16 protein-coding genes are annotated in these 20,155 nt (G+C 46.0%); 9 read left to right on the forward strand and 7 right to left on the reverse strand.

Features of this window, described 5'->3' with window-relative positions; all coding sequences use genetic code 11:
• Position 1 precedes the first annotated feature (1 nt).
• Positions 2-1,216, reverse strand: a complete 1,215-nt coding sequence (locus OZ660_RS17905; protein WP_274743469.1) for an MFS transporter — start codon at positions 1,214-1,216, stop codon at positions 2-4.
• 281 nt (positions 1,217-1,497) lie between these two features.
• On the opposite strand from OZ660_RS17905, the gene OZ660_RS17910 reads away from it, so the two are divergent.
• Positions 1,498-3,447: an alpha-amylase family glycosyl hydrolase gene (locus OZ660_RS17910; protein ID WP_274741879.1), complete on the forward strand. Its 1,950-nt coding sequence runs from the start codon at positions 1,498-1,500 to the stop codon at positions 3,445-3,447.
• Positions 3,448-3,735: 288 nt separating this feature from the next.
• On the forward strand, positions 3,736-3,963 hold the full coding sequence (locus OZ660_RS17915) for a hypothetical protein (protein ID WP_202262714.1): 228 nt from the start codon (positions 3,736-3,738) through the stop codon (positions 3,961-3,963).
• Between the two features lie 57 nt (positions 3,964-4,020).
• Here OZ660_RS17915 and folE read toward each other — a convergent pair whose 3' ends face one another.
• Positions 4,021-4,704, reverse strand: a complete 684-nt coding sequence (gene folE, locus OZ660_RS17920) for a GTP cyclohydrolase I FolE (RefSeq protein WP_202262715.1) — start codon at positions 4,702-4,704, stop codon at positions 4,021-4,023.
• 158 nt (positions 4,705-4,862) lie between these two features.
• Here folE and folM point away from each other — a divergent pair, with 158 nt between their 5' ends.
• From folM to OZ660_RS17935, 3 genes are all read left to right on the forward strand, one after another.
• Positions 4,863-5,570 carry a dihydromonapterin reductase gene (folM, locus tag OZ660_RS17925; protein ID WP_274741880.1) on the forward strand — a complete coding sequence of 236 codons (708 nt, stop codon included), beginning with the start codon at positions 4,863-4,865 and terminating at the stop codon, positions 5,568-5,570.
• A 119-nt stretch (positions 5,571-5,689) separates the two neighbouring features.
• Positions 5,690-6,754, forward strand: a complete 1,065-nt coding sequence (locus OZ660_RS17930) for an agmatine deiminase family protein (protein ID WP_274741881.1) — start codon at positions 5,690-5,692, stop codon at positions 6,752-6,754.
• Positions 6,741-7,634 (forward strand): carbon-nitrogen hydrolase, encoded by an 894-nt coding sequence (locus tag OZ660_RS17935; protein ID WP_226431993.1) that lies wholly within the window; start codon positions 6,741-6,743, stop codon positions 7,632-7,634. Before OZ660_RS17930 ends, OZ660_RS17935 begins: the two co-directional genes overlap by 14 nt.
• Positions 7,635-7,800: 166 nt before the next feature.
• Here OZ660_RS17935 and pdeM read toward each other — a convergent pair whose 3' ends face one another.
• Together pdeM and OZ660_RS17945 are read right to left on the reverse strand one after the other, a co-directional pair.
• On the reverse strand, positions 7,801-8,505 hold the full coding sequence (pdeM, locus tag OZ660_RS17940; RefSeq protein WP_274741882.1) for a ligase-associated DNA damage response endonuclease PdeM: 705 nt from the start codon (positions 8,503-8,505) through the stop codon (positions 7,801-7,803).
• A gap of 40 nt (positions 8,506-8,545) precedes the next feature.
• A complete protein-coding gene (locus tag OZ660_RS17945; RefSeq protein WP_274741883.1) occupies positions 8,546-11,014 on the reverse strand; it encodes a ligase-associated DNA damage response DEXH box helicase in 2,469 nt (822 codons plus the stop codon).
• A gap of 144 nt (positions 11,015-11,158) precedes the next feature.
• Between OZ660_RS17945 and OZ660_RS17950 the strand changes: the two genes are divergently transcribed.
• Positions 11,159-12,175 (forward strand): ligase-associated DNA damage response exonuclease, encoded by a 1,017-nt coding sequence (locus OZ660_RS17950; RefSeq protein ID WP_274741884.1) that lies wholly within the window; start codon positions 11,159-11,161, stop codon positions 12,173-12,175.
• Entirely contained in the window at positions 12,175-13,779 is a 1,605-nt protein-coding gene (locus OZ660_RS17955) for a cisplatin damage response ATP-dependent DNA ligase (protein ID WP_274741885.1), read from the forward strand. Before OZ660_RS17950 ends, OZ660_RS17955 begins: the two co-directional genes overlap by 1 nt.
• Positions 13,780-13,842: 63 nt before the next feature.
• Here the strand turns inward: OZ660_RS17955 and OZ660_RS17960 are convergent, their stop codons facing one another.
• Positions 13,843-14,808: a carbohydrate kinase family protein gene (locus OZ660_RS17960; protein WP_274741886.1), complete on the reverse strand. Its 966-nt coding sequence runs from the start codon at positions 14,806-14,808 to the stop codon at positions 13,843-13,845.
• Between the two features lie 249 nt (positions 14,809-15,057).
• Between OZ660_RS17960 and OZ660_RS17965 the strand changes: the two genes are divergently transcribed.
• Positions 15,058-16,224, forward strand: coding sequence for an ROK family transcriptional regulator (locus OZ660_RS17965; protein ID WP_274741887.1), 1,167 nt, complete (start codon positions 15,058-15,060; stop codon positions 16,222-16,224).
• A 25-nt stretch (positions 16,225-16,249) separates the two neighbouring features.
• Here OZ660_RS17965 and OZ660_RS17970 read toward each other — a convergent pair whose 3' ends face one another.
• On the reverse strand, positions 16,250-16,990 hold the full coding sequence (locus tag OZ660_RS17970) for a hypothetical protein (protein ID WP_274741888.1): 741 nt from the start codon (positions 16,988-16,990) through the stop codon (positions 16,250-16,252).
• A 179-nt stretch (positions 16,991-17,169) separates the two neighbouring features.
• On the opposite strand from OZ660_RS17970, the gene OZ660_RS17975 reads away from it, so the two are divergent.
• Positions 17,170-18,066 (forward strand): LysR family transcriptional regulator, encoded by an 897-nt coding sequence (locus OZ660_RS17975; RefSeq protein ID WP_274741889.1) that lies wholly within the window; start codon positions 17,170-17,172, stop codon positions 18,064-18,066.
• A gap of 69 nt (positions 18,067-18,135) precedes the next feature.
• Here OZ660_RS17975 and OZ660_RS17980 read toward each other — a convergent pair whose 3' ends face one another.
• Positions 18,136-20,115: an alpha/beta hydrolase family protein gene (locus OZ660_RS17980; protein WP_274741890.1), complete on the reverse strand. Its 1,980-nt coding sequence runs from the start codon at positions 20,113-20,115 to the stop codon at positions 18,136-18,138.
• Between the last annotated feature and the right edge of the window lie 40 nt (positions 20,116-20,155).

Below are 20,155 nucleotides of genomic sequence, written 5' to 3' on the forward strand. Positions count from 1 at the left end.
TTTAATGGTACTCTGAGGCTTCTATCTCAGCCAGTTTCCTTTGTGTAGGATTATAAAGGTAGTTAAATACCAGACCCATGAACAAGATTGTTGCAAACACGGTAGCCACCATAAATCCGTATTTTGCATCGCCGCCATTCGCATCACTTACTAGCCCCATAACAAATGGGCCAGTCGCCGCCCCTGCAGCCGTAAAGAAGAGTATCACGCCGGCGACAGTGCCATGCTGGTGCTTAGGGAAACAACTAATGCCTTTTGAGTTAAATGTTGGGTAAATCACCGACATAAATATGCCGGTCAGTGGAAATAGAAACAAGGCTACATTTTTTCCACCCCAAAGCCCTGCACTAAAGCACAAAACGATGGCGCCACTGAACAACATTAACACCAACGCCCAATTGAAATGGGACATCATCCAAATACCCACAAAGCGCCCAGCGGCACGTAGAATGAAAAATGCAGTAACAGAGTAGATAGCTAACGTTTGCGCAAAGCCTTCTGTATAACATTCGTATGTCGCCTTTAGCGATGTTGCATCACACACCAAATAGCTAGGCATCCACACATAAATGGCGCTTTCTGCCGCGACGTATAAAAATGCCCCGATAGAAAAGCCAAGGGCGTAGGGGTTTTTCAGCAGTGCCAAGCTCTGGGTTACTGATACTTTTTTAACCTGCTCGCTGTTGCCACGCATATAGCTGGGATACTTTACCAACAACGCTCCAACGATAAGGACTGTGCACACGCCACCAGCAATTACGTAAAGCCATTGCCACGCCACACCTTGATGAATTAAATAAGCAACAATAAGCGGGCCGATAATAGCCCCCACCCCAAAAAATGCTTCTGCACCGTTCATGGTCGCGGTATGTTGTTTAGTCGAAGTGGAAATATCACCAATAAGCGCCAGTGCGCCGGTTTTAAAAACACCGACAGCAACACCAGATAAGGTCATCAAACTCACGATGAGTACGAAATCGTTAGCAATAAGAAAGCTGTAACATGCCACACCGAACAGGGCGAGACCTATAATAATTGTAGGCTTACGCCCTAACTTGTCAGCTAGAAAGCCAAGAAACAGACCTGAAAGCGCGATACCTAGCATAGGTAGAGAGTGCATTAAGCTGGCCTGTGCATTGGACACAGAAAACGCCACTTTTACTTCTTTAATTATCTCGCCAACAGAGTCTGATGTCATCGCGAACATCATAAACATCAAGTAGGTCAACCATCGGATAATTTTGCTGTTAGGATCTTGATTGGTCATAGAGCATCTCATAAAAGTTTCTACGAAAGCGGTCCGCTTCATCAGTAACACACTTCGCTTTTCGCCACTTAACTGCAAACAAAAAATACTTGCGCAAATTTATTTGCTAAAATCACTTAATCGTTTAAGATAAAAGTTAACAGAATTTAAACAGGCTGTAAACTTGTTAATTGGGCTAAGCCAATTCAACAAGTGGTCGCGCCTAAATGTGTAATGTGTTGGAGTCATTTATGAATTATGCAGCTGACAGTGGTTTATGTTTAGACCGAATCTTGGCATCGACTGATTTGTCAGGCCTGACAAAGAAAGATGCAGCTATGTTCACTCGACGATTAAAGGCGCATTTCCCTACGCTATTTGAAAAATACACGCATGTGTATGGTCACCAGTACGATTGCTATTTTCATTTACAAAAATTAGTAGAAACGTTAAGAGACGGTGTTAAGAACCGAAAAACTGCGCTAAAAAAACTCGATGAAAATCGCTTAAAAAACCCGTTGTGGTATCGAGACCAAAATCAGGTTGGCATGGCCGCTTATGTTGACTTAATGGGCCCCACACTGAATGACTTACATGACCGCATTCCTTACTACAAAGCGCTTGGTATTACCTACCTTCATCTAATGCCACTTTACGATGCGCCAAAAGGTGACAGCGACGGAGGCTATGCAGTCAGCGATTACCGAAAAGTAAACCCGTCTTTAGGGACAATGGCTGATTTAGAGAAGCTCGCAGCGGCACTGCGAAAAGAAGGCATAAACCTAGTACTAGATTTTGTTTTCAACCATACGTCTGACGAACATCAGTGGGCAAAGGCTGCACTAGCAGGCGATAAGCAATACCAAAACTATTATTACCTTTTTGACGACCGAACAATTCCCGATCAGTTTGAAACCACATTACGAGAAATATTTCCGCAAGTGCGCCGCGGCAGTTTTACGTACAACGAAACGATGGAAAAGTGGGTGTGGACAACGTTCAATAGCTTTCAATGGGACCTAAATTACAGCAACCCAGAAGTATTCAATGCCATAACATCAGAAATGCTATTTTTGGCCAATATTGGTTGTGCCGCGTTACGCTTGGATGCGTTGGCGTTTATATGGAAGGAAATGGGAACGAACTGTGAGAACCAAGATAAAGCACATGTTCTCATACAGGCGTTCAACAGTTGCTTACAAATAGCAGCACCGGCAGTAGTGTTTAAATCGGAAGCCATAGTGCACCCAGATGAAGTGGTTAAGTATGTCGACAAAGATGAATGTCAATTGTCGTACAACCCATTATTGATGGCGTTGTTGTGGAATTCATTAGCAACACGCAAAACACGCTTGCTAACGCGATCTATGCAAAAAAGTTTTCCAATATCAAGCGAATGTACATGGGTGAACTACGTAAGGTGTCACGATGACATTGGGTGGACCTTTGATGACGCGGTCGCACAGGAACTAGGAATTAATCCGTTTGATCATCGCTACTTCTTAAACCAATTTTACACCGGTCGTTTTGATGGCAGTTTTGCCAATGGTGTGCCTTTTGCTGAAAACCCGTCTAATGGTGATTGTCGGGTATGTGGTTCATTGGCATCGTTGTGTGGGCTAGAGGGTGCGTTAGAACACGGCGATCAAAAAGCAATAGATGATGCAGTGAAACGTATGCTTCTGCTTTACGGTATTACCTTTAGTATTGGTGGTATTCCATTGCTTTACTCTAGTGATGAAATAGCCAAGCTAAATGACTATAGCTATCGTAACGACGACAGTAAAAAGCATGATGATCGTTGGGTAAATCGCATTGCAGTTACCGAGCAAGATACCGCTTTAGCCCTCTCCCCTTCTAAAGCACTGAGCCCGCAGCAATCTGCGAGTAAAGCCGTTTTTGACGGGCTTCAAAAAATGCTGCAAATCAGAAAGACGAATGCGGTATTTGGGGACGCGACAACACACATTCTTGAGTCTGACAATCAGCATTGTTTCGCGTTCTTACGAGAAGGCCATGACAACCAAAAGTTATTGGTCATTTGTAACTTTAGTGAACATGTTCAGCAGGTAAGCGGGGATATTTTGAATACCATTGAACGCAAGCGCTGCAGTGATTTACTGACAGGAAGTACCATTGATGGAAATGAGGCGCTTATTACGCTTCGCCCATTTCAGCAAGTATGGCTGAGTGCCGACTAGCGGCTTGGCAAATCCGTAAGATTTTCTCGACCAAGGCAGTCACAACCGCCGTTGTGGCTGCACTACACTTCCCCCAAAAAGCTTAATTCCTATATACGCCAGACACTTAACATTTTTGTGTAAAATCACCCTGTGATTTTGCTGATGTGTTCTATACTTTCCGTTAAGCAAATCGAATTGCTTTCGCTTTACGTATAATGGTTGTGAACGTTGCTCTTGCGGCAATGCATCATCAATTATGTGGTGCCACTATACGGGGTAGACCTTACTTCATACGGATATGTGAAAATGGTGACGGAAAAAGCTATGCAAAGTGATAGTGCTTTGGAATACATGTGCCCGCATTGCGGCACAATTAATGAGTTAAGACGCGAAGCGCTGCGTGATATGTATCACGAACAGCACGAAACCTGTGACTGCTGTAAAAAAATGTTAAGTCTAACCCCAGCCGATGGTATAGGCGGACGTGTTAATCTAGTTATCGATGCTATCGAATCTGATAAGGCAATGAAATAATTTTAATTGACGTTAAGTAAAAAGCCGCTCAATTGAGCGGCTTTTTTATGTTCGTGGTTAGCGGAAAAAGTCCCGTCTAAGTTCGTTATCAGTTAAAAAACGCCCACCGAGGGCCGATGTTTTGGTATAAGAACTGGTGTCTCGAATACCCCTTGCTTTCACGCAATAATGTGTTGCATTAATGCTTACCGCAACATCATCGGTGTTCGCTAGGGTTTGAACCGCAACCAGTACTTGTTGCGTTAATCGCTCTTGCACTTGAGGGCGCTGGGCAAAAAAGCCAACCAAGCGGTTCAATTTTGACAAACCAATAACGGTGTCTTTCGGTATATAAGAAACCGTCGCCGTACCATCAATGGTCACAAAGTGATGCTCACATGTACTTGTCAAACTAATGTCTGACACTTGTACAGGTTGATCAATCTGCATTTTGTTTTCAATAGCAGTGATTTTCGGAAACTTGCGGTAATCCAGCCCACTGAACACTTCATTTACGTACATTTTAGCAATGCGATTAGGTGTATCGCACAAGCTATCGTCGGTTAAATCCAAGCCAAGCGTTTCCATTACATCACGCATTGCACTTTCGATGCGTTTACGCTTTTGTTCATCCGATAGGCCATTTTCAACCATAGGGGTTTCTAACCCTTTGGCTTGTAAGGCTTCTCGCACGCGCTGCGCAGGTTCTGAAATGGAGGGGTCCAGTGCATCACGCACAATTACCGCTTCTTTTGCTAACATTACTTTATCCGTTATTACTTCTTTTTTGATCTTGTACGTTAATCAAATCGTTACAGATCCATTACAAGGAAACATGACTTTTATTTAATGCCAATGCATCCTATTGGGTGTGTGGCACACTTTTGGTAAACCGTTACCCAACTAATAAGGCATTCGCGTTGAGTTCACCCATTTTAATTACAGGGGCCAGCCAAAGACTCGGGCTGGCCATGGCAGAAAGTTTGTTAGAGACAGGTTACTCAGTAGTCATCACCTATCGAACACTTAAACCAACAATAACCACACTCAAAGAGATGGGCGCCACCGTTTTACAGGCGGATTTTAGCACTGAGGCGGCTATTGATCGAGCAATTGATGAGATTAAAGCAATCAGTAAAACCTATCGAGCCATTATTCACAATGCCTCAGATTGGGCACAAGAGAAAGACAGTGAAGACAAGCACGCATTAATACACAGCATGATGATGGTGCACGCCGTTGCGCCCTATCGTATTAATTTGGCGCTTGAATCACACCTAACTAGCGATAAGGGACAAGCCGACATCATCCATATGACTGATTATGTCCAAGAAACAGGTAGCGAAAAACATATGGCGTATGCCGCTAGCAAAGCCGCCTTGCACAACCTCACGCTATCTTTTGCTAAAAAGCTCGCACCTCGCGTGAAGGTAAACAGTATTGCGCCAGCACTGCTCATGTTTAACGAGGGTGATGACGACACCTACAAGCAAAAGGCGATAAAAAAATCCTTGCTTGAAATTGTTCCCGGCGCACAAGAAGCGGTAAAAGCCATGCACTATCTCATGCAAAGCGATTACATCACAGGGCAAACCCTTCACCTAAACGGTGGGCGGCACCTAAAGTAATTCACTTCAATCAACGTATTTACGAATCGTCACAGCCAATTTATTTCATCACCCCTCATCTTGGTCATAGGCCTTGGTGAGGCTATAATCTCGGCTTTATTGTTTAATTGGAATTTACTATGCAAGGCAATCGCACTATGGCGCCCGAATGGCATGATATCGATGCCGTTATGTTGGCGTGGCCACATGCGCAAACCGACTGGGCACCTTGGCTTGAAGAAGCAAGAAGCACTTATCTTAATGTCATTGCTGCGGTAAACCGTTTTAATGCGGGCGTTATTCTGCTTTGTGCTGCTGACGATGTGGATAGTCTAAAAAGTCGCTTGCCTGACGATGCTCGTGTACTTATCGTACCCGCCATATTCAATGATACCTGGATGCGAGACTACGGTTTTATCACGTGTAAAGATGCACAAGGCATAGGTTATCCAGTGGAGTTTCGCTTCAATGGCTGGGGAAATAAATTCAACGCAAGCGAAGACAACCTAGCAAACCAGCGCTATTTAGCGTCTATGTGTAATGCAGCACTGCGCAGCAGCCCTGTAGTTGCCGAAGGTGGTGCACTTGAAATTGATGAAGACGGGCATTTGCTTAGCACCGCACAGTGTTTGTTAAACCCTGAGCGCAATGGCGATATGTCGTTGAGTGCCTACGAAGACACCTTTAAAGATATGTTGGGCTGTACCAAGGTAACCGTATTGCAACACGGTCACCTTGAGGGTGATGATACTGACGGACACATAGATACACTTGTACGCTTTACACCGGATAAAGGCCTGGTCATTCAAGCGAGTAACAACCGACCACAAGACAGCCATCACGAGGGGCTAAAAGCATTGTGTGACGAATGCGCGCTAGAATTGCCAGAACATGAGCAATTCCACCTGCCGCTGCCTTACATTGAAAATGAAGAGGGTGACAGGTTGCCTGCGTCTTATGCCAACTACCTCATTTGTAACAAGGCAATTTTGTTACCCGTATACGGGCAGCCAGAAGACGATGAGGCAATAGCTGTGATACAAAAAGCGTATCCTGAGCACAGTGTTGAACCTATTGATTGCAGTGTACTCGTAAAGCAGTACGGTAGTTTGCATTGTATTTCTATGCAAGTACCCACACATACATTGAAAGATTCAATTATTGCCACCTTAAAGAAAGGAGTGTCACTACATGCGCCCAACTAAGCTAAAAGTTGGTCTGGTACAGCAGGCCGTTGCTGATAACAACAAAGCAACGAACTGGAATAAAAGTGCCGAGCAAATAGCCAAGTTAGCCGCTGAAGGCTGTGAATGTATATTGCTTCAGGAGCTGCACAGCACCATGTACTTCTGTCAGCAAGAAGATACTGACGCTTTTGATTTGGCAGAGCCAATTCCAGGTCCGGCAACGGAGTTTTTTGGCGAACTTGCAGAAAAACACAACATTGTGTTGGTCACCTCACTATTTGAAAAACGTGGTTCTGGGCTTTATCACAATACCGCCGTTGTGTTCGACAGAAGTAAAGAGATTGCCGGTAAATATCGCAAAATGCATATTCCTGACGACCCTGGCTTTTATGAGAAGTTTTACTTCACCCCGGGCGATATGGGGTTCACTCCCATTGAAACCAGCGTTGGAAAACTTGGCGTATTGGTATGCTGGGACCAATGGTATCCAGAAGCTGCACGCCTTATGGCGATGGCAGGAGCTGACTTGCTGTTCTACCCAACGGCAATAGGCTGGGATCTAACCGACACTGATGACGAGCGTGCTCGTCAGCATGGCGCCTGGGAAACCATTCAACGTGCACACGCGGTAGCCAACTCAGTACCTGTTATTGTCGCTAACCGTACGGGCTTTGAAGCCTCTCCAGTAGAAGGCGACCCAGGTATTCAGTTCTGGGGGCAAAGTTTTATTGCGGGCCCGCAGGGTGAAATTTTGGCCAAAGCCGACGCTGATGGCGAAACAACATTAGCTGTTGAGCTGGATATGGAGCGTACCGAGAAAGTAAAACGCATTTGGCCTTACTTCCGCGACCGACGCATTGACGCCTACGACGATTTGACAAAGCGCTGGCGCGATTAATGCACACTGACGAAAGTAACAGCTAAAGAAAAAGCGGCATAAACCAAAAGGGTTGTGCCGCTTTTTTTATGCTTGGTTGACTGTTTGAAAGAACACTCAACAACACCGTCTTTTCAGATAGCTTCACTTTAAAGCCCAACATCTTTTAGCGCTGCACCTTTAAACGCTACACCTTAAAAAGAATGTCGTCATACATCATAAAAGTGTGCCGCGCTTTCTTAGGTAAAAGCGCCAGCATAACGTCTTCATCAATATCAAGCCCGCCCGTAAACTGTCCAAACGCAGGCATAATAAATAGCCCGTCGTCATGGGTGAAACATTTACCAGTAAAGCGACGCCGCGAAATAGCGGTGCGCGTCTTGGGGTGAAAGTGCCCTATTATTTGCGCTTTACCATCTGTTTGCTGTGGCTCATGACGAAACACAGCATCACCCAGCAGCACTTCAAAACAAGGCGTTCCGGGTATGCCATCGGGTAAATCGGGGTCGTGATTTCCTTCCACCCAAAACCATTCTTCTACGCGATGAACCAAATCACACAGGTAAACCCGGTCTTCTTCTGTCATGCGTGACATACTGTGTTTGTCATGAAAGCTATCGCCTAAGCTAATGACGCGACGAGGATTATAGTCGCGTATTATCTTGTCTAATCGCAGTAGTGTTGCCCTTGAATCTAGATTAGGTAACGGGTTTGCATAACTACTTAGGTAACTGCCTTTTTCCAAGTGTAAATCAGACACTATTAGCCAATCACAGGCTGGTAAATAAGCAACGCCACGGGCATCGAGGATCCATAGATAATCAGCAAATTTTGTAATGCTGAGCTGCCGCTGACTCAACTGCTGCGTCAGCCAAGTGTCACTGATAGCCAAAATAATCCTTCTACTTCATAAATTAACGTCAACACGCCATTTACTCGCGCTCGGTAGTGGAAAGCAGCGCACGCACTTCATCAAGCATACTTTCTGCTTCAGCATACAAGTTAGCTTGCTCGATAATGGCTTGTGCCCCTGCACCTTTCACTTGTTCACTGCGCACATCAAGCACTATTGGAATAGCCATAGGCGACGGTTTTTCTAAGTTCACAAGCACCGCACTATCCACATAGCGAATAAGTAGGTTAGCCAAGCGCGTTAAGTCTAATAACTCGCGCTCGGCGTCCGCCCGCGCAACCTTTAACAGTATATGGTCTGCGTCGTGTTCGCGCAGCGTATCGTATATTAAATCGGTAGAAAACGTGACCTGCTTCATGGTCTTTTGACTAGCGTGATAACGCTGCTCGGTCAAGCCACTTACCACCGCCACTTGTCGAAACGAGCGCTTGAGCATAGGCGCTTGCAGCATCCAGTCTTCTAACTCATCACCCAAGATAACAGGTTGAAACAGCTGCTGAAGCTGCCCCTTGGAGAGTGTATTTACTGACGCTATCGAGAGCCCGTAATCTGTCACACTGAAACTTAACGGTTTAATGCCCATTTTCTCCATGCGCCGCGTTAGCAGCATGCCAAGTGTTTGATTGGCCTTTCTACCGTCAAATGTATAGTAAAGGGTGTAGTAAGCTTGCCTAAAAGGGAACTGTTCAACCAATACATTGCCAGGTTGAGGTAGCTCAGAAAAAGCAGCTTGAAGGTTTAACCACTCTTGCACCTGCCCGGGCAGAGCCTTCCACGTTGTCGGCGTTGCCAAAATGGCGCGTACACCGTCTGCTAAATAGGTCGATAGGGGCATTTGCCCACCCGCATAACTGGGGATTTTAGGCTCTTTGGCTTTCGCGGGCTTTGCGTGTAGCTGCATATCGCGAATGGCCTCAAATTTGAGCACCTCGCCGGCAAAATAGAAGGTATCGCCAGGCGTTAGCTGCTGTGCAAAATACTCTTCTACTTCGCCAATAATTTTCCCTTGGTTACCCCGGCGGATACGCTTCACCTTGAGCCGTCCAGCTTCAACGATGGTACCGATATTTTGTCGATGGCGCTGAATAACACGGCGATTAGCCGGTGAATAGGTGCCGTCTTCGTTTTGACTCAGGCGCTGGTAACGCTCGTAAGCATTTAGGGCACTACCGCCGTCTTGGGTAAACTGCCATAGCTTGTCGAAATCATCCTTGTCTAACCCTTGATACGGCGTTGCCGAAAGTATCTGCGCATAAAGAGTATCCGGTGTATCAGGGTTACTGCACAAACAATTTAGAATAAACTGGGGAACAATATCGAGCGCGCCCGGTTGCGGCGATTCGCCATCTAGCTCTCCTTTTTCAATCGCCGCAATGGCCGCCTGACACTCCAACGCTTCAAACCTGTTGGCCGGCACTAGCAATGCTTCACTGGGTTCGTCCAAGCGGTGATTGGCGCGCCCAATACGCTGCAGTAAACGGCTAACACCTTTTGGTGCCCCCACTTGAATGACCTTGTCCACGTCCCCCCAATCGATGCCCAGTTCAAGGGCAGACGTACACACCACAGCGCGCAATAGCCCGCTTGCCATCATAGCTTCCGTTTTACGACGCTGCTCTTTACTCAAACTACCGTGATACAAGGCTATCGGGAGCGCCGCTTTATTTGCCTCCCATAACATTTGAAACAGAAGCTCTGACTGCGCACGGGTGTTCACAAAAACAAGGGTAGTTTGGGCGTTTTCAATGGCGTGATAGATATCATCAATGGCGTAGCGCGCCATAAAGCCACCAAAAGGCATGCGCGCTTTCGAGTGGAGCATCTCCACATTAGGCTTCTCGCCGGCTTTTACTTTAACAATGTGCGACTGGCTGTCAGTTCCAGCCAACCACGCCCCTAAAGTTTCAGGAAAGGCTACCGTGGCTGACAAGCCTATGCGTTTAAGCTGTGGTGACAGCACATTAAGCCGCGCTAACGCAAGCGATAAGAAGTCCCCTCGCTTATTGGCCATTAAGCTGTGGGTTTCATCAATGATTACACGCTGTAATTTGCCAAACAGCTTATCGGCGTCAGCATAGCTTAACATCAGCATGAGCGACTCAGGCGTGGTTAACAGTATATGAGGCGGCTTTTTTCTCTGGCGCTGGCGCTTATGCGATGGGGTATCGCCAGTGCGCGTCTCTGCGGTAATACTTAATCCCATCTCCTCTATAGGTTGCAAAAGGTTGCGATGGATATCTTGGGTCAGGGCCTTAAGCGGGGAAATATAGAGCGTATGCAACCCTTTAAATTCTGCCTGTTTAGTGTGTTCATAAAGCTCCACCAAGCTTGGAAGAAACCCCGACAGGGTTTTGCCTGCGCCCGTTGGCGCAATTAGCAGAGTGCTTTTGTGTTGGTCCTTCTCTACCAACATGCGCTTTTGATAGTCGCGAAGCTGCCAGCCTTTTTGCTTGAACCAGTCAGTGAATACTGAAGGCAGTGATGTCATTTCTTGCTCGTTGTGGTTTTCTTTCATTATACGCAGGCTGCACTGAACGGTTTAGTTATATGAAAAGTGGCAAGAGATTGCGCCTTCTTACTGATTTTACGTATATATCGGTAGGTTTGTGTTCAAAATAGGTATTTAAACAGCGTGCATCCTGAAACATGGTTAAAAACAGACGACATTGGCCTTTATTGCGAACCAGGTGACTTTTATATCGACCCCATGAAAGAGGTCGCCACAGCACTTATCACTCACGGTCATGCAGACCATGCACGTGCAGGGCATCATAGCGTCTACGCCAGCACAGAGACGCTAGCTATCATGCGTAGCCGCTATGGCGAGGAGATGGCTAAAGAACAACATGCCGTGACTCTGGCCGAGCCGCTTTATTTCAACAATGTTTCAGTCACGTACTATCCTGCAGGGCATATTTTGGGCTCTTGCCAGTTGCTGATTGAATATGCTGGCTACCGCGTTGTGGTATCAGGCGATTACAAGCGTCGGCCTGACCCCACCTGCCCGCCGTTTCAAGTCGTTTCGTGTGATGTACTTATCACCGAGGCAACCTTTGGCTTACCCGTTTTTACGCACCCGCCCATAGAAAATGAGATCGACAAACTGCTGCATTCATTACGAGTATTTCCACAGCGATGCCATTTGGTAGGAGCTTACGCGCTGGGTAAGTGCCAACGTCTCATTATTGCGCTGCGCCGAGCAGGATATCACAAGCCCATTTACCTGCATGGTGCACAGGTAAAGCTTTGCGAACTCTATCGCCAATTCGATATTGACTTAGGCAATTTAATTCCCGTTTCAGACGTTGTAGACAAAGCTATGCTGGCAGGCGAAATAGTGATTGCACCACCGTCAGCATTGGCAGATCGCTGGTCTCGAAGTTTACCTAATGTACGCACGGTGATGGCCTCAGGTTGGATGCAAATTCGCGCTCGCGCTAAACAGCGCAATGCCGAGCTTCCACTTATTATTTCCGATCATTGCGATTGGCCTGAACTACTTCAAACCATTCAAGAAGTTAACCCCAAAGAAGTGTGGGTAACCCATGGAAGAGAAGATGCGCTGATGTACCAAGCCCAAAAGATGGGCTACAAAGCGCGTGCATTGTCACTTGTTGGGTATGATGAAGCAGAACAAGGAGGTGACTAATGGAAGCCTTCAGTCATTTACTTGAGCAGCTTTACTACACCGCTGGTACAAAAGCCAAAGCGCAGCTTATTGCTGACTACATTGCCAATACACCCGACCCCGACAGAGGATGGGCTATTGCAGCCATGGCGGGGACGCTGCGATTTGATTTTTTCAAACGCAACACGGTTAAGAAATTGATAACCGAGCGTACCGACCCTGCCTTATTTGCCATGAGTTATGATTACGTTGGTGAGGCGAGTGAGACAGTGGCTCACCTTTGGCCTGAAAACGAGCCAATTTCTCCACTGCCTTCACTAGGAAGCATTGTTGAGACCTTTGCCAGTATTAGCAAGCAACGCGTTTCAGAGACCTTGGCTGACTACCTGACGATGATGACTCCCTCGCAGCGCTGGGCGTTACTAAAGCTTGGTACACGGGGGCTACGCATTGGGGTGTCAGCACGCTCCATCAAGCACATTCTCGCTGACTATGGTAACAAAGACATTAAGGATATTGAGACCTTATGGCATGCAGTCTCGCCGCCCTACACCGAACTTTTGCAATGGCTTGAAGGGAAAGGGAGTAAGCCGAACATTGACGATGTGGTGACCTTTCACCCCGTTATGTTGTCACACCCCATTGAAGAGAAGAATATCGACGCCTTTGCGCCAAATACCTGGCAAATTGAGAACAAATACGACGGTATACGAGTGCAGTTAAGCCTAAATACGCATAAAGCAGAACCAGAAAAAGCGCTCTATTCACGTACGGGCGATGACATTAGTCGTTCATTTCCCGATTTGCTCAGTGATATGTCAGGTCACATGGTGTTAGACGGTGAGTTATTGGTGATCCATAACCACGCTACAGACAATTCAGTTCCTGATGTAAATACCTTCAACGCACTTCAGCAGCGACTGAACAAAAAGAAACCCAGTAAAGCGCTAATGCAATCGTCACCCGTAGGCCTAATTGTGTATGACGCACTTATGCTTGAGGGTAAATCGATAACACAAATGCCTTTGAGTGCGCGCAGAGAAAAACTCGCCAACTACCTAAGCGCCAACCCACATCCGCAGTTGTTTTTGTCTGATGTACTACATGCAGATTCACCAAAGGACCTGAGAGCACTCCATACCACCGTGTGTGAAAACCGTGCTGTTGAAGGATTGATGATTAAACGCTTAGACAGTGTGTATGTGCCGGGGCGGCCTAAAGGGCAGTGGTTTAAATGGAAACGCGGCCCACTCTTGGTAGACGCGGTCATGATGTATGCCCAGCGCGGCCACGGTAAGCGTTCCAGTTTTTACTCCGACTACACTTTTGGCGCATGGGAAGGCGGGCAGCTATTGCCTATAGGCAAAGCCTACTCGGGGTTTACTGACGAAGAACTAAAAAAGCTAGATAATTGGGTGAGGCGACATGCTGTTGGCCGTTTTGGCCCGGTAAGGGAAGTGGAAAAAGCCTTGGTGCTAGAAGTCGCCTTTGATGCTGTGCATCCGTCTAACCGACATAAATCGGGCGTGGCCCTTCGCTTTCCGCGTATCCACCGCATTCGCTGGGATAAACCAGCAAACGAGGCAGACACACTGGATACGGTAAAAAGCTTGATTGAACGTTAACGGTTTAAACTCGCGGGCTTTAACCTGCGGGCTTTTGCCTTTGCGCCCACATTGTCGTTATCGCTAGGCAATATCATCGTGCGTAGGAAGTGCACTGAAAGCCCCAAACTGGGTAACCGTATAGGCGCCGCAGCGAATAGCAAACGCAGTGGCCTCATTAACCTGTTCTGCGCGTTCAACCCATTGGTTAAACTCAACCGTGTTACCAACACAAGTGGTGATGTAATACAAGAAACCGCCAATAAAGGAATCACCTGCTGCCGTTGTGTCTTTTACATCAGCTTTTGGCGATGCAAGCGTACCTTTGAATGTGGCAGTGTAATAGTGAATAGGCTCGCCACCATCGGTAACAAGAACCAGCTTTACGCCGCTTTGTAACCACTGCTGAACTTTGATCTCTGCGTTGTCTTCGCAATAAAGTGCAGCAAGCTCTTCTCTGCTTGCCTTAATAATGGTCGCCTTTTTGGCCGCCTCATCAATACGCACAGGTGCTTTTGTCGTGTCGTCCCAAAATGCGGGGCGATAGTTAATATCCAAACACACCATCATATTATTCTGTTTGGCTTTATCTAACATGTATTGGGTACTTGGTAGCAGTTCTGGAGTAGAAATAGAACCAGAGCAAAAATGCAGAACGCTGTTGTCATCGCATTGGATTAACGACAAATCATCTTCTGAAATGTGCTTGTGCGCCGCATTATCAACGTAGAAATCAAATGAACGCTCGCCATCGTCGTCTAAATTAACGAATGCTAAGGCCGTTTTACCCGCGTCAGTGGTCCACACAAAATCGGTATTCACTTGGTAGTGCGCTAGCATTGCTTTAAGGAACTCGCCAAAGGTGTCGTTGCCCACTTTAGAAACCATTGCACTTTGCCCGCCTAGCTTTGCGACCGCCACGGCAACATTGGCAGGTGCACCACCCGCGTAGGGTTGAAAGGGAAGCATTGCAGGTGTGCTACTGTCTTTTGGCGCAGCCCCCTGGCTTAACATATCAATTAGCACTTCACCTAAACATAAAATTTTCATACCCACCTCGACATTTTTTACTATTCGCTACTAGGTCATTAATCACTAGTCACTTTTAGGGACTGTTCGAACGTTAATGCGCTTAATGCCAATTCTCTGCGCAACCTTATGCTGTAGTATTGACCATCACCCCAATTAAATCAACTAGATTGATTTAATTGTATTGTGCTTATGATTACACCATTAAGTGATGAGAATTGTGTGATAACCTTAGCGTAACTTTTGTCATAATGCTGATGCACATAGATAGTGAATACACCTGTAGACTTAAACGACAATAATGCACCTGAACTGTTAGATAATCGCTCACAAAACGAACGAGAGGTGCTTGCACTCATACGTCAGCACGGTGCCCTCCCAAAAGCGACTATCTCAAAAATGACAGGCCTGTCTGCTCAATCTGCAACAGTTATTATTAAAAAACTCGAAGCCGACGATTTGGTTAAGCGACTTTCGCCCCTAAAAGGCGCGAAAGGCCAACCCAAGATCCCTTTTGCACTTAATGAAGACGGTGCTTTTAGTGTAGGACTTAAGATCGGCAGGCGCAGTTATGATATGACGCTCATCGATTTCGTTGGCAATGTAGTTGCCTCACTGCACGAACGCGTTGATTTCCCGAGTGTCGATAGCCTACTCTCTTTTTCACAGCGCGCATTTAATGTTGTTGCGAGCTCGTTAGACCAATGCCTTACCACCCGGATCCGCGGAATCGGTGTAGCCATGCCTTTTGAAATATGGCACTGGGCAGAGGAAGCAGGAGCGCCAATAGAGGTGTTAAAACAATGGCAGCAATGTGATATCGCAAGTCAGTTAAACGCATTGTTAGCCCTTCCAGTTTTTGTGCGAAATGACGCCGCCGCAGCATGTAGCGCCGAACTATCGTTTGGCAACGCTCACCAATGGCGTAACTTTCTCTATATTTTTGTTGGTACTTTTGTGGGTGGTGGGTTAGTGCTCAATGGTTCTCTTTTAGAGGGCAAAAGCGGTAGGGCGGGAGCAATTGGCTCGCTGTCACTGTTTAATGGAAAGGAAGTACAACAACTCATAAAACAGTCTTCTCTTTATCTACTTGAGCAGCAACTTAATGCGAATGGCGAGAATGGTGGTCTTTTGTATGAGCATCCTTCCCATTGGCAGTGTTCTCCCCATGAAATAACAACGTGGATAAGCAATGCCTCGCAAGGACTCGCATATGCAAGTCACTGCGCAATGAGTTTGCTCGACCTCGATGGCATCATTATAGACGGCGCAATGCCCAACGACGTGAGACAAGCGCTTGTAGACACAACGCAAAATGCACTATCGCATTTAGATATGAGAGGGCTGCCTCCTATAACAATAACAGCGGGTAATGTTGGCGCCAAAGCGCAGTCCATAGGCAGCGCCAACTTACCTTTATTGGCTAATTACGCGTGAAGGTACGTTACCCATAATGTTTGCTTTAGAGTGCGAAATCCGCTGTCTCAAAATACATAACCGAGCGATGACTACAAGTATCAAATGCTGCATAAACTTGCTCAATACTTGGCGTTCGCGGTGCCACTGATGGCAGATGCTCTACAGATGGACAACCCTCTGCTAACACTATGGCATCAAATGATGGCCTGCGCTCAATTCGATAGACATACAAGGACTTTTTGCCATTTTCAGTTGGCAGTGAAACCCATTGGGTAGCATGATGATTTGGGTTGTGTATTGTTTGAGAGGCCGATGCGCCCCCCTTCTTGGAAACTGGTAACTGTCGCTTATAAACTCGTTTCACAAATTGAAAACTCTCGTCTTCTTTCCATTTTGAACCACCGCGTTCAAAATGGCCTTTATAGAATGTTGCTCTTATTTCAAAAGCATCACCGGCAATAAGTCTATTCAAGTCAAATGACTCTGGCAGTAGCGTTAGCAGCGCGTTTCCCTGATCAACTTCTCGACGCGCTGTAGTAAGCAGGCTGATTAACTCACGTTGGTACCGACTTTCGACTTGATAAAGAATTTGATAGTCATGCGGCGTACTATATAGTGGAAGGTGGCTCGCATATAGGTGCAAGCCATCGCTGAACAATACCATACCATGCATACCCACTCGATGTGACTCATGACCACTATGCTCCCCGCCATAATTTTCAGTGTTGGCAAGGCAATAACCTACAAGTGTAAAAAAGCACAGAAAAATTAAACTCAATCTCATTTTTATTACTCGTGATGACGAAGACACAATACCTAAATACCAATTGTTGCTCTTGGCATTCCTACAAAGAATCCTGACTGTATGTGCGTATGGGTTGAATTGGCGAGAGTATTACATTGCAAACATTCACTTTTAAGCTATAAAATTTCAATATTCATTTCCATTTAGGAAATAATTTAATGGATACCGATGACCTGAAGAAATTTATAGAAATAGCGAATTGTGGCAATTTACAACGTGCATCGGTTAAGCTGAATGTCACTGCTGGCGCCCTATCAAAAGTCGTTAAACGACTTGAGAACACACTTGGCACTACACTTTTCGATCGAATTGGGCGCAATATTGTACTTAATTCACAGGGAGCAAAGTTTCGCCAGTATGCATTGCATATTGTCCATGAGACTGAACAAGCGATTAGTGAGTTTATTGGTGCTGACCATACCACAACCGTAAAACTGTCTGGACCAGCGATCCTGCTCCAACATCAGCTAAGCGATATTGTTAAAGGGCTACACAGTATGTCCTTGGAATTTAACGTTGATGCAGTTTGGGAGGGGCAGGCGCTAAGCCATGTATCTACTGGGCAAAGCCATTTAGCTTTGGTCACCAAAGCAGGGCTGCAAGAGCATGGTGCCAGAAGTGAGCTCACTTCTATTAGTTTAGGGAAAACGACGTATTGCGTTGTAGCAGGCAAGTCTCATCCCATCATAAATTCATTGATAGATGGCAACGTCTCAATGGAAGGTTTGAGCAGTTTCGGTTTTGCCTGCCCTAATGTTTCCCCTCTTTGTGGCATTCGCCGAGGTATGGGCTCTGATGGTTGGCATGATGAAAAAATGCCAAGATACATTCAGTATCGCTGCAACGACTTTAGCACGCTTATATCTTTGGTGCGTCGTGGGTTGGCACTGGCGTACGTTCCTGAGTTTGTAGCGACGACAGAAGAGCTCGCGACGATTAATATAGTAGAAAGCCAGAGTTGTAACGAAGAGGAGGTCGTACTGGTTTACAAGCCTAGTCTGGCCAACGGTTGGCTCAACCGCCTCATGCAAACTCTCAAGGACATAGCTCAATAAAAAAGGGCCATTTAACAACGTATATTTCATAAGTTGTTTAATGGCCCTAACGTGTTTTATTTTACGTTTTTAATGAAGATTTGCATCTAGGAAATCGAGTAATCCCTGATACAACTCTTGTCTGTCACCTTCATCAAACACGCCGTGGCCTGCTTGTGAATACTGAAGATATTGAGGCGCATTGCCTACTTCTTCTAACTTTTCAGCAAGGGCTTCTGAGTTTATCTCAGGTACACGACGGTCTTTTGAGCCATGAATAAGCATTACTTTGGCCTTAATTTCACTGGCATGACTAATCGGCGAGAACTCAGATAATACTTGTTTGTCGGTGCCCAGTACGCGCTGCAAATAAGCCTGACCGCCCCAGCTATTTGGAATATCACTTTCTGAATATACGTACTCTAGGTCGTAAATGCCTACATAGCCAATGGTACACTTATACAAATCTGGGTCGCGAACCACTGACATCAAGGCAGCGTAACCTCCGTAGCTAGCGCCGTAAGAACATACTTTGTTTCCGTCCACGTAGCCTTTATCAATAACGTACTTAACCGAGTCGTTAATGTCTTTAATCATCGCGCCGCCCCACTCTCGATAACCCAAGCGCTCGAAGCGTTTGCCGTAGCCGTCACTGCCTCTAAAGTTTACGCGTAAAACGGCATAACCACGGTTGGCAATCAACTGAGTTTCGGCATCATACTGCCAAAAATCTCGAGTTCCTTGTTGATGCGGACCACCGTGAATAATCACAACCAATGGTGGCTTGCCTTCGTTAAGCTTTACACTTGGCATGGTAAGGTAACCGTGAATGGTTTCACCATCTTCTGTAGGAATGTCGATAGGCTGCATTGCTGATAGGTAACCAGGGTCTATCCATGAGCTGTTCGCCCAAATAAATTCGGCCCCCATCGATTCACTATCAAATAAGTAGTATTCACCCGGATTTACATCGCTAGAAACGTGTACAAGAAGCGTTTTCCAATCTTTTGTCGCACTAGCTATATCAACGGTTTGCCCTTCAAATGCATCTGCTAGCATTTTGTGGATCTTACCAATCTTCGAGTTATTTTTAGCATAAACAAACGCTGACTTGTTTGGATAAGTAATACCTACTGCAGGCATTCCATTGGTATCTAAAATCACATTTTCAATATCGGTTGTATGCTCTGGGAACGCGCGCGCGTATTTACCTGTCTCAAGATTTAACGTGTACAGTGTATACACTTCTTCTTCACCTGTGCGGCCAGACAGATAAATTGATTTATTATCTTCGCTAAGGCCTAGTGGGTATAGCCCTTCTTGAATTTCAAAAGCTTCGTTCAACGGCACCCATTCTGCGTCGTTATTTTTGCGATAGGCAGAGTGTCCGTTGCCATTTTCGTCGCGCCACGTCATAAAGTTAACCTGGCCTTTTTTCGTGGCTAGTGCACGGCTGTGCCCATAAGGTAATATGTCTAGTTTGCGCTTTTTACCACTGTAAATATTAAGACGGCTAATAATGGGAGGTCTTTCACGAGAGTCGTAATACAATGTACCCTCTTTTGTCCATGGATATTCGGCAATAAGAATATGGTCTTCATCATCTTCTAGATAACTTAAGATCTCTTGGCTTGCTAACGTGTTTTCTCTACTTGATAAACGCGAACCCGTTCTTTCGTCGCTAGCTCGATAACCATAAAGCATTTCTTTTTGCGAGCCATCGATATTCATGGCAAATAACTCGCCTGTTGGGATAGGACTATCGAGGTAACTTTGTTTTTCCGCGTATTCGAAAACCAGACGCTCATCATTTACCCAGTTAACCGTGTGGATAATGTCTTTATTACCTGGTTTGATACCGCCTACAATCTGCATATCCGCAGCATTTAATATGGCTAGGAATACTCGACCATCCACACGCACGCGCGCGGCAATGTGTTTGCCGTTAGGCGACAGTTTTAAATCGAGGTAATCACCGTGTTTAATGAAGTATTCAAGTGGCAGCTGTTGCGAAGCGAAGGACGCAGCGCTCACAACTAATAGCATTAGCGAGAGTAAAATCCCTTTCATGATACACCTTTAACGTTATTTTTCGTAGTTCTAGCGCGTT

It is taken from the genome of Alteromonas sp. 009811495 (genome assembly GCF_028865455.1).
In the GTDB taxonomy this organism is placed as follows: Bacteria; Pseudomonadota; Gammaproteobacteria; order Enterobacterales; family Alteromonadaceae; genus Alteromonas.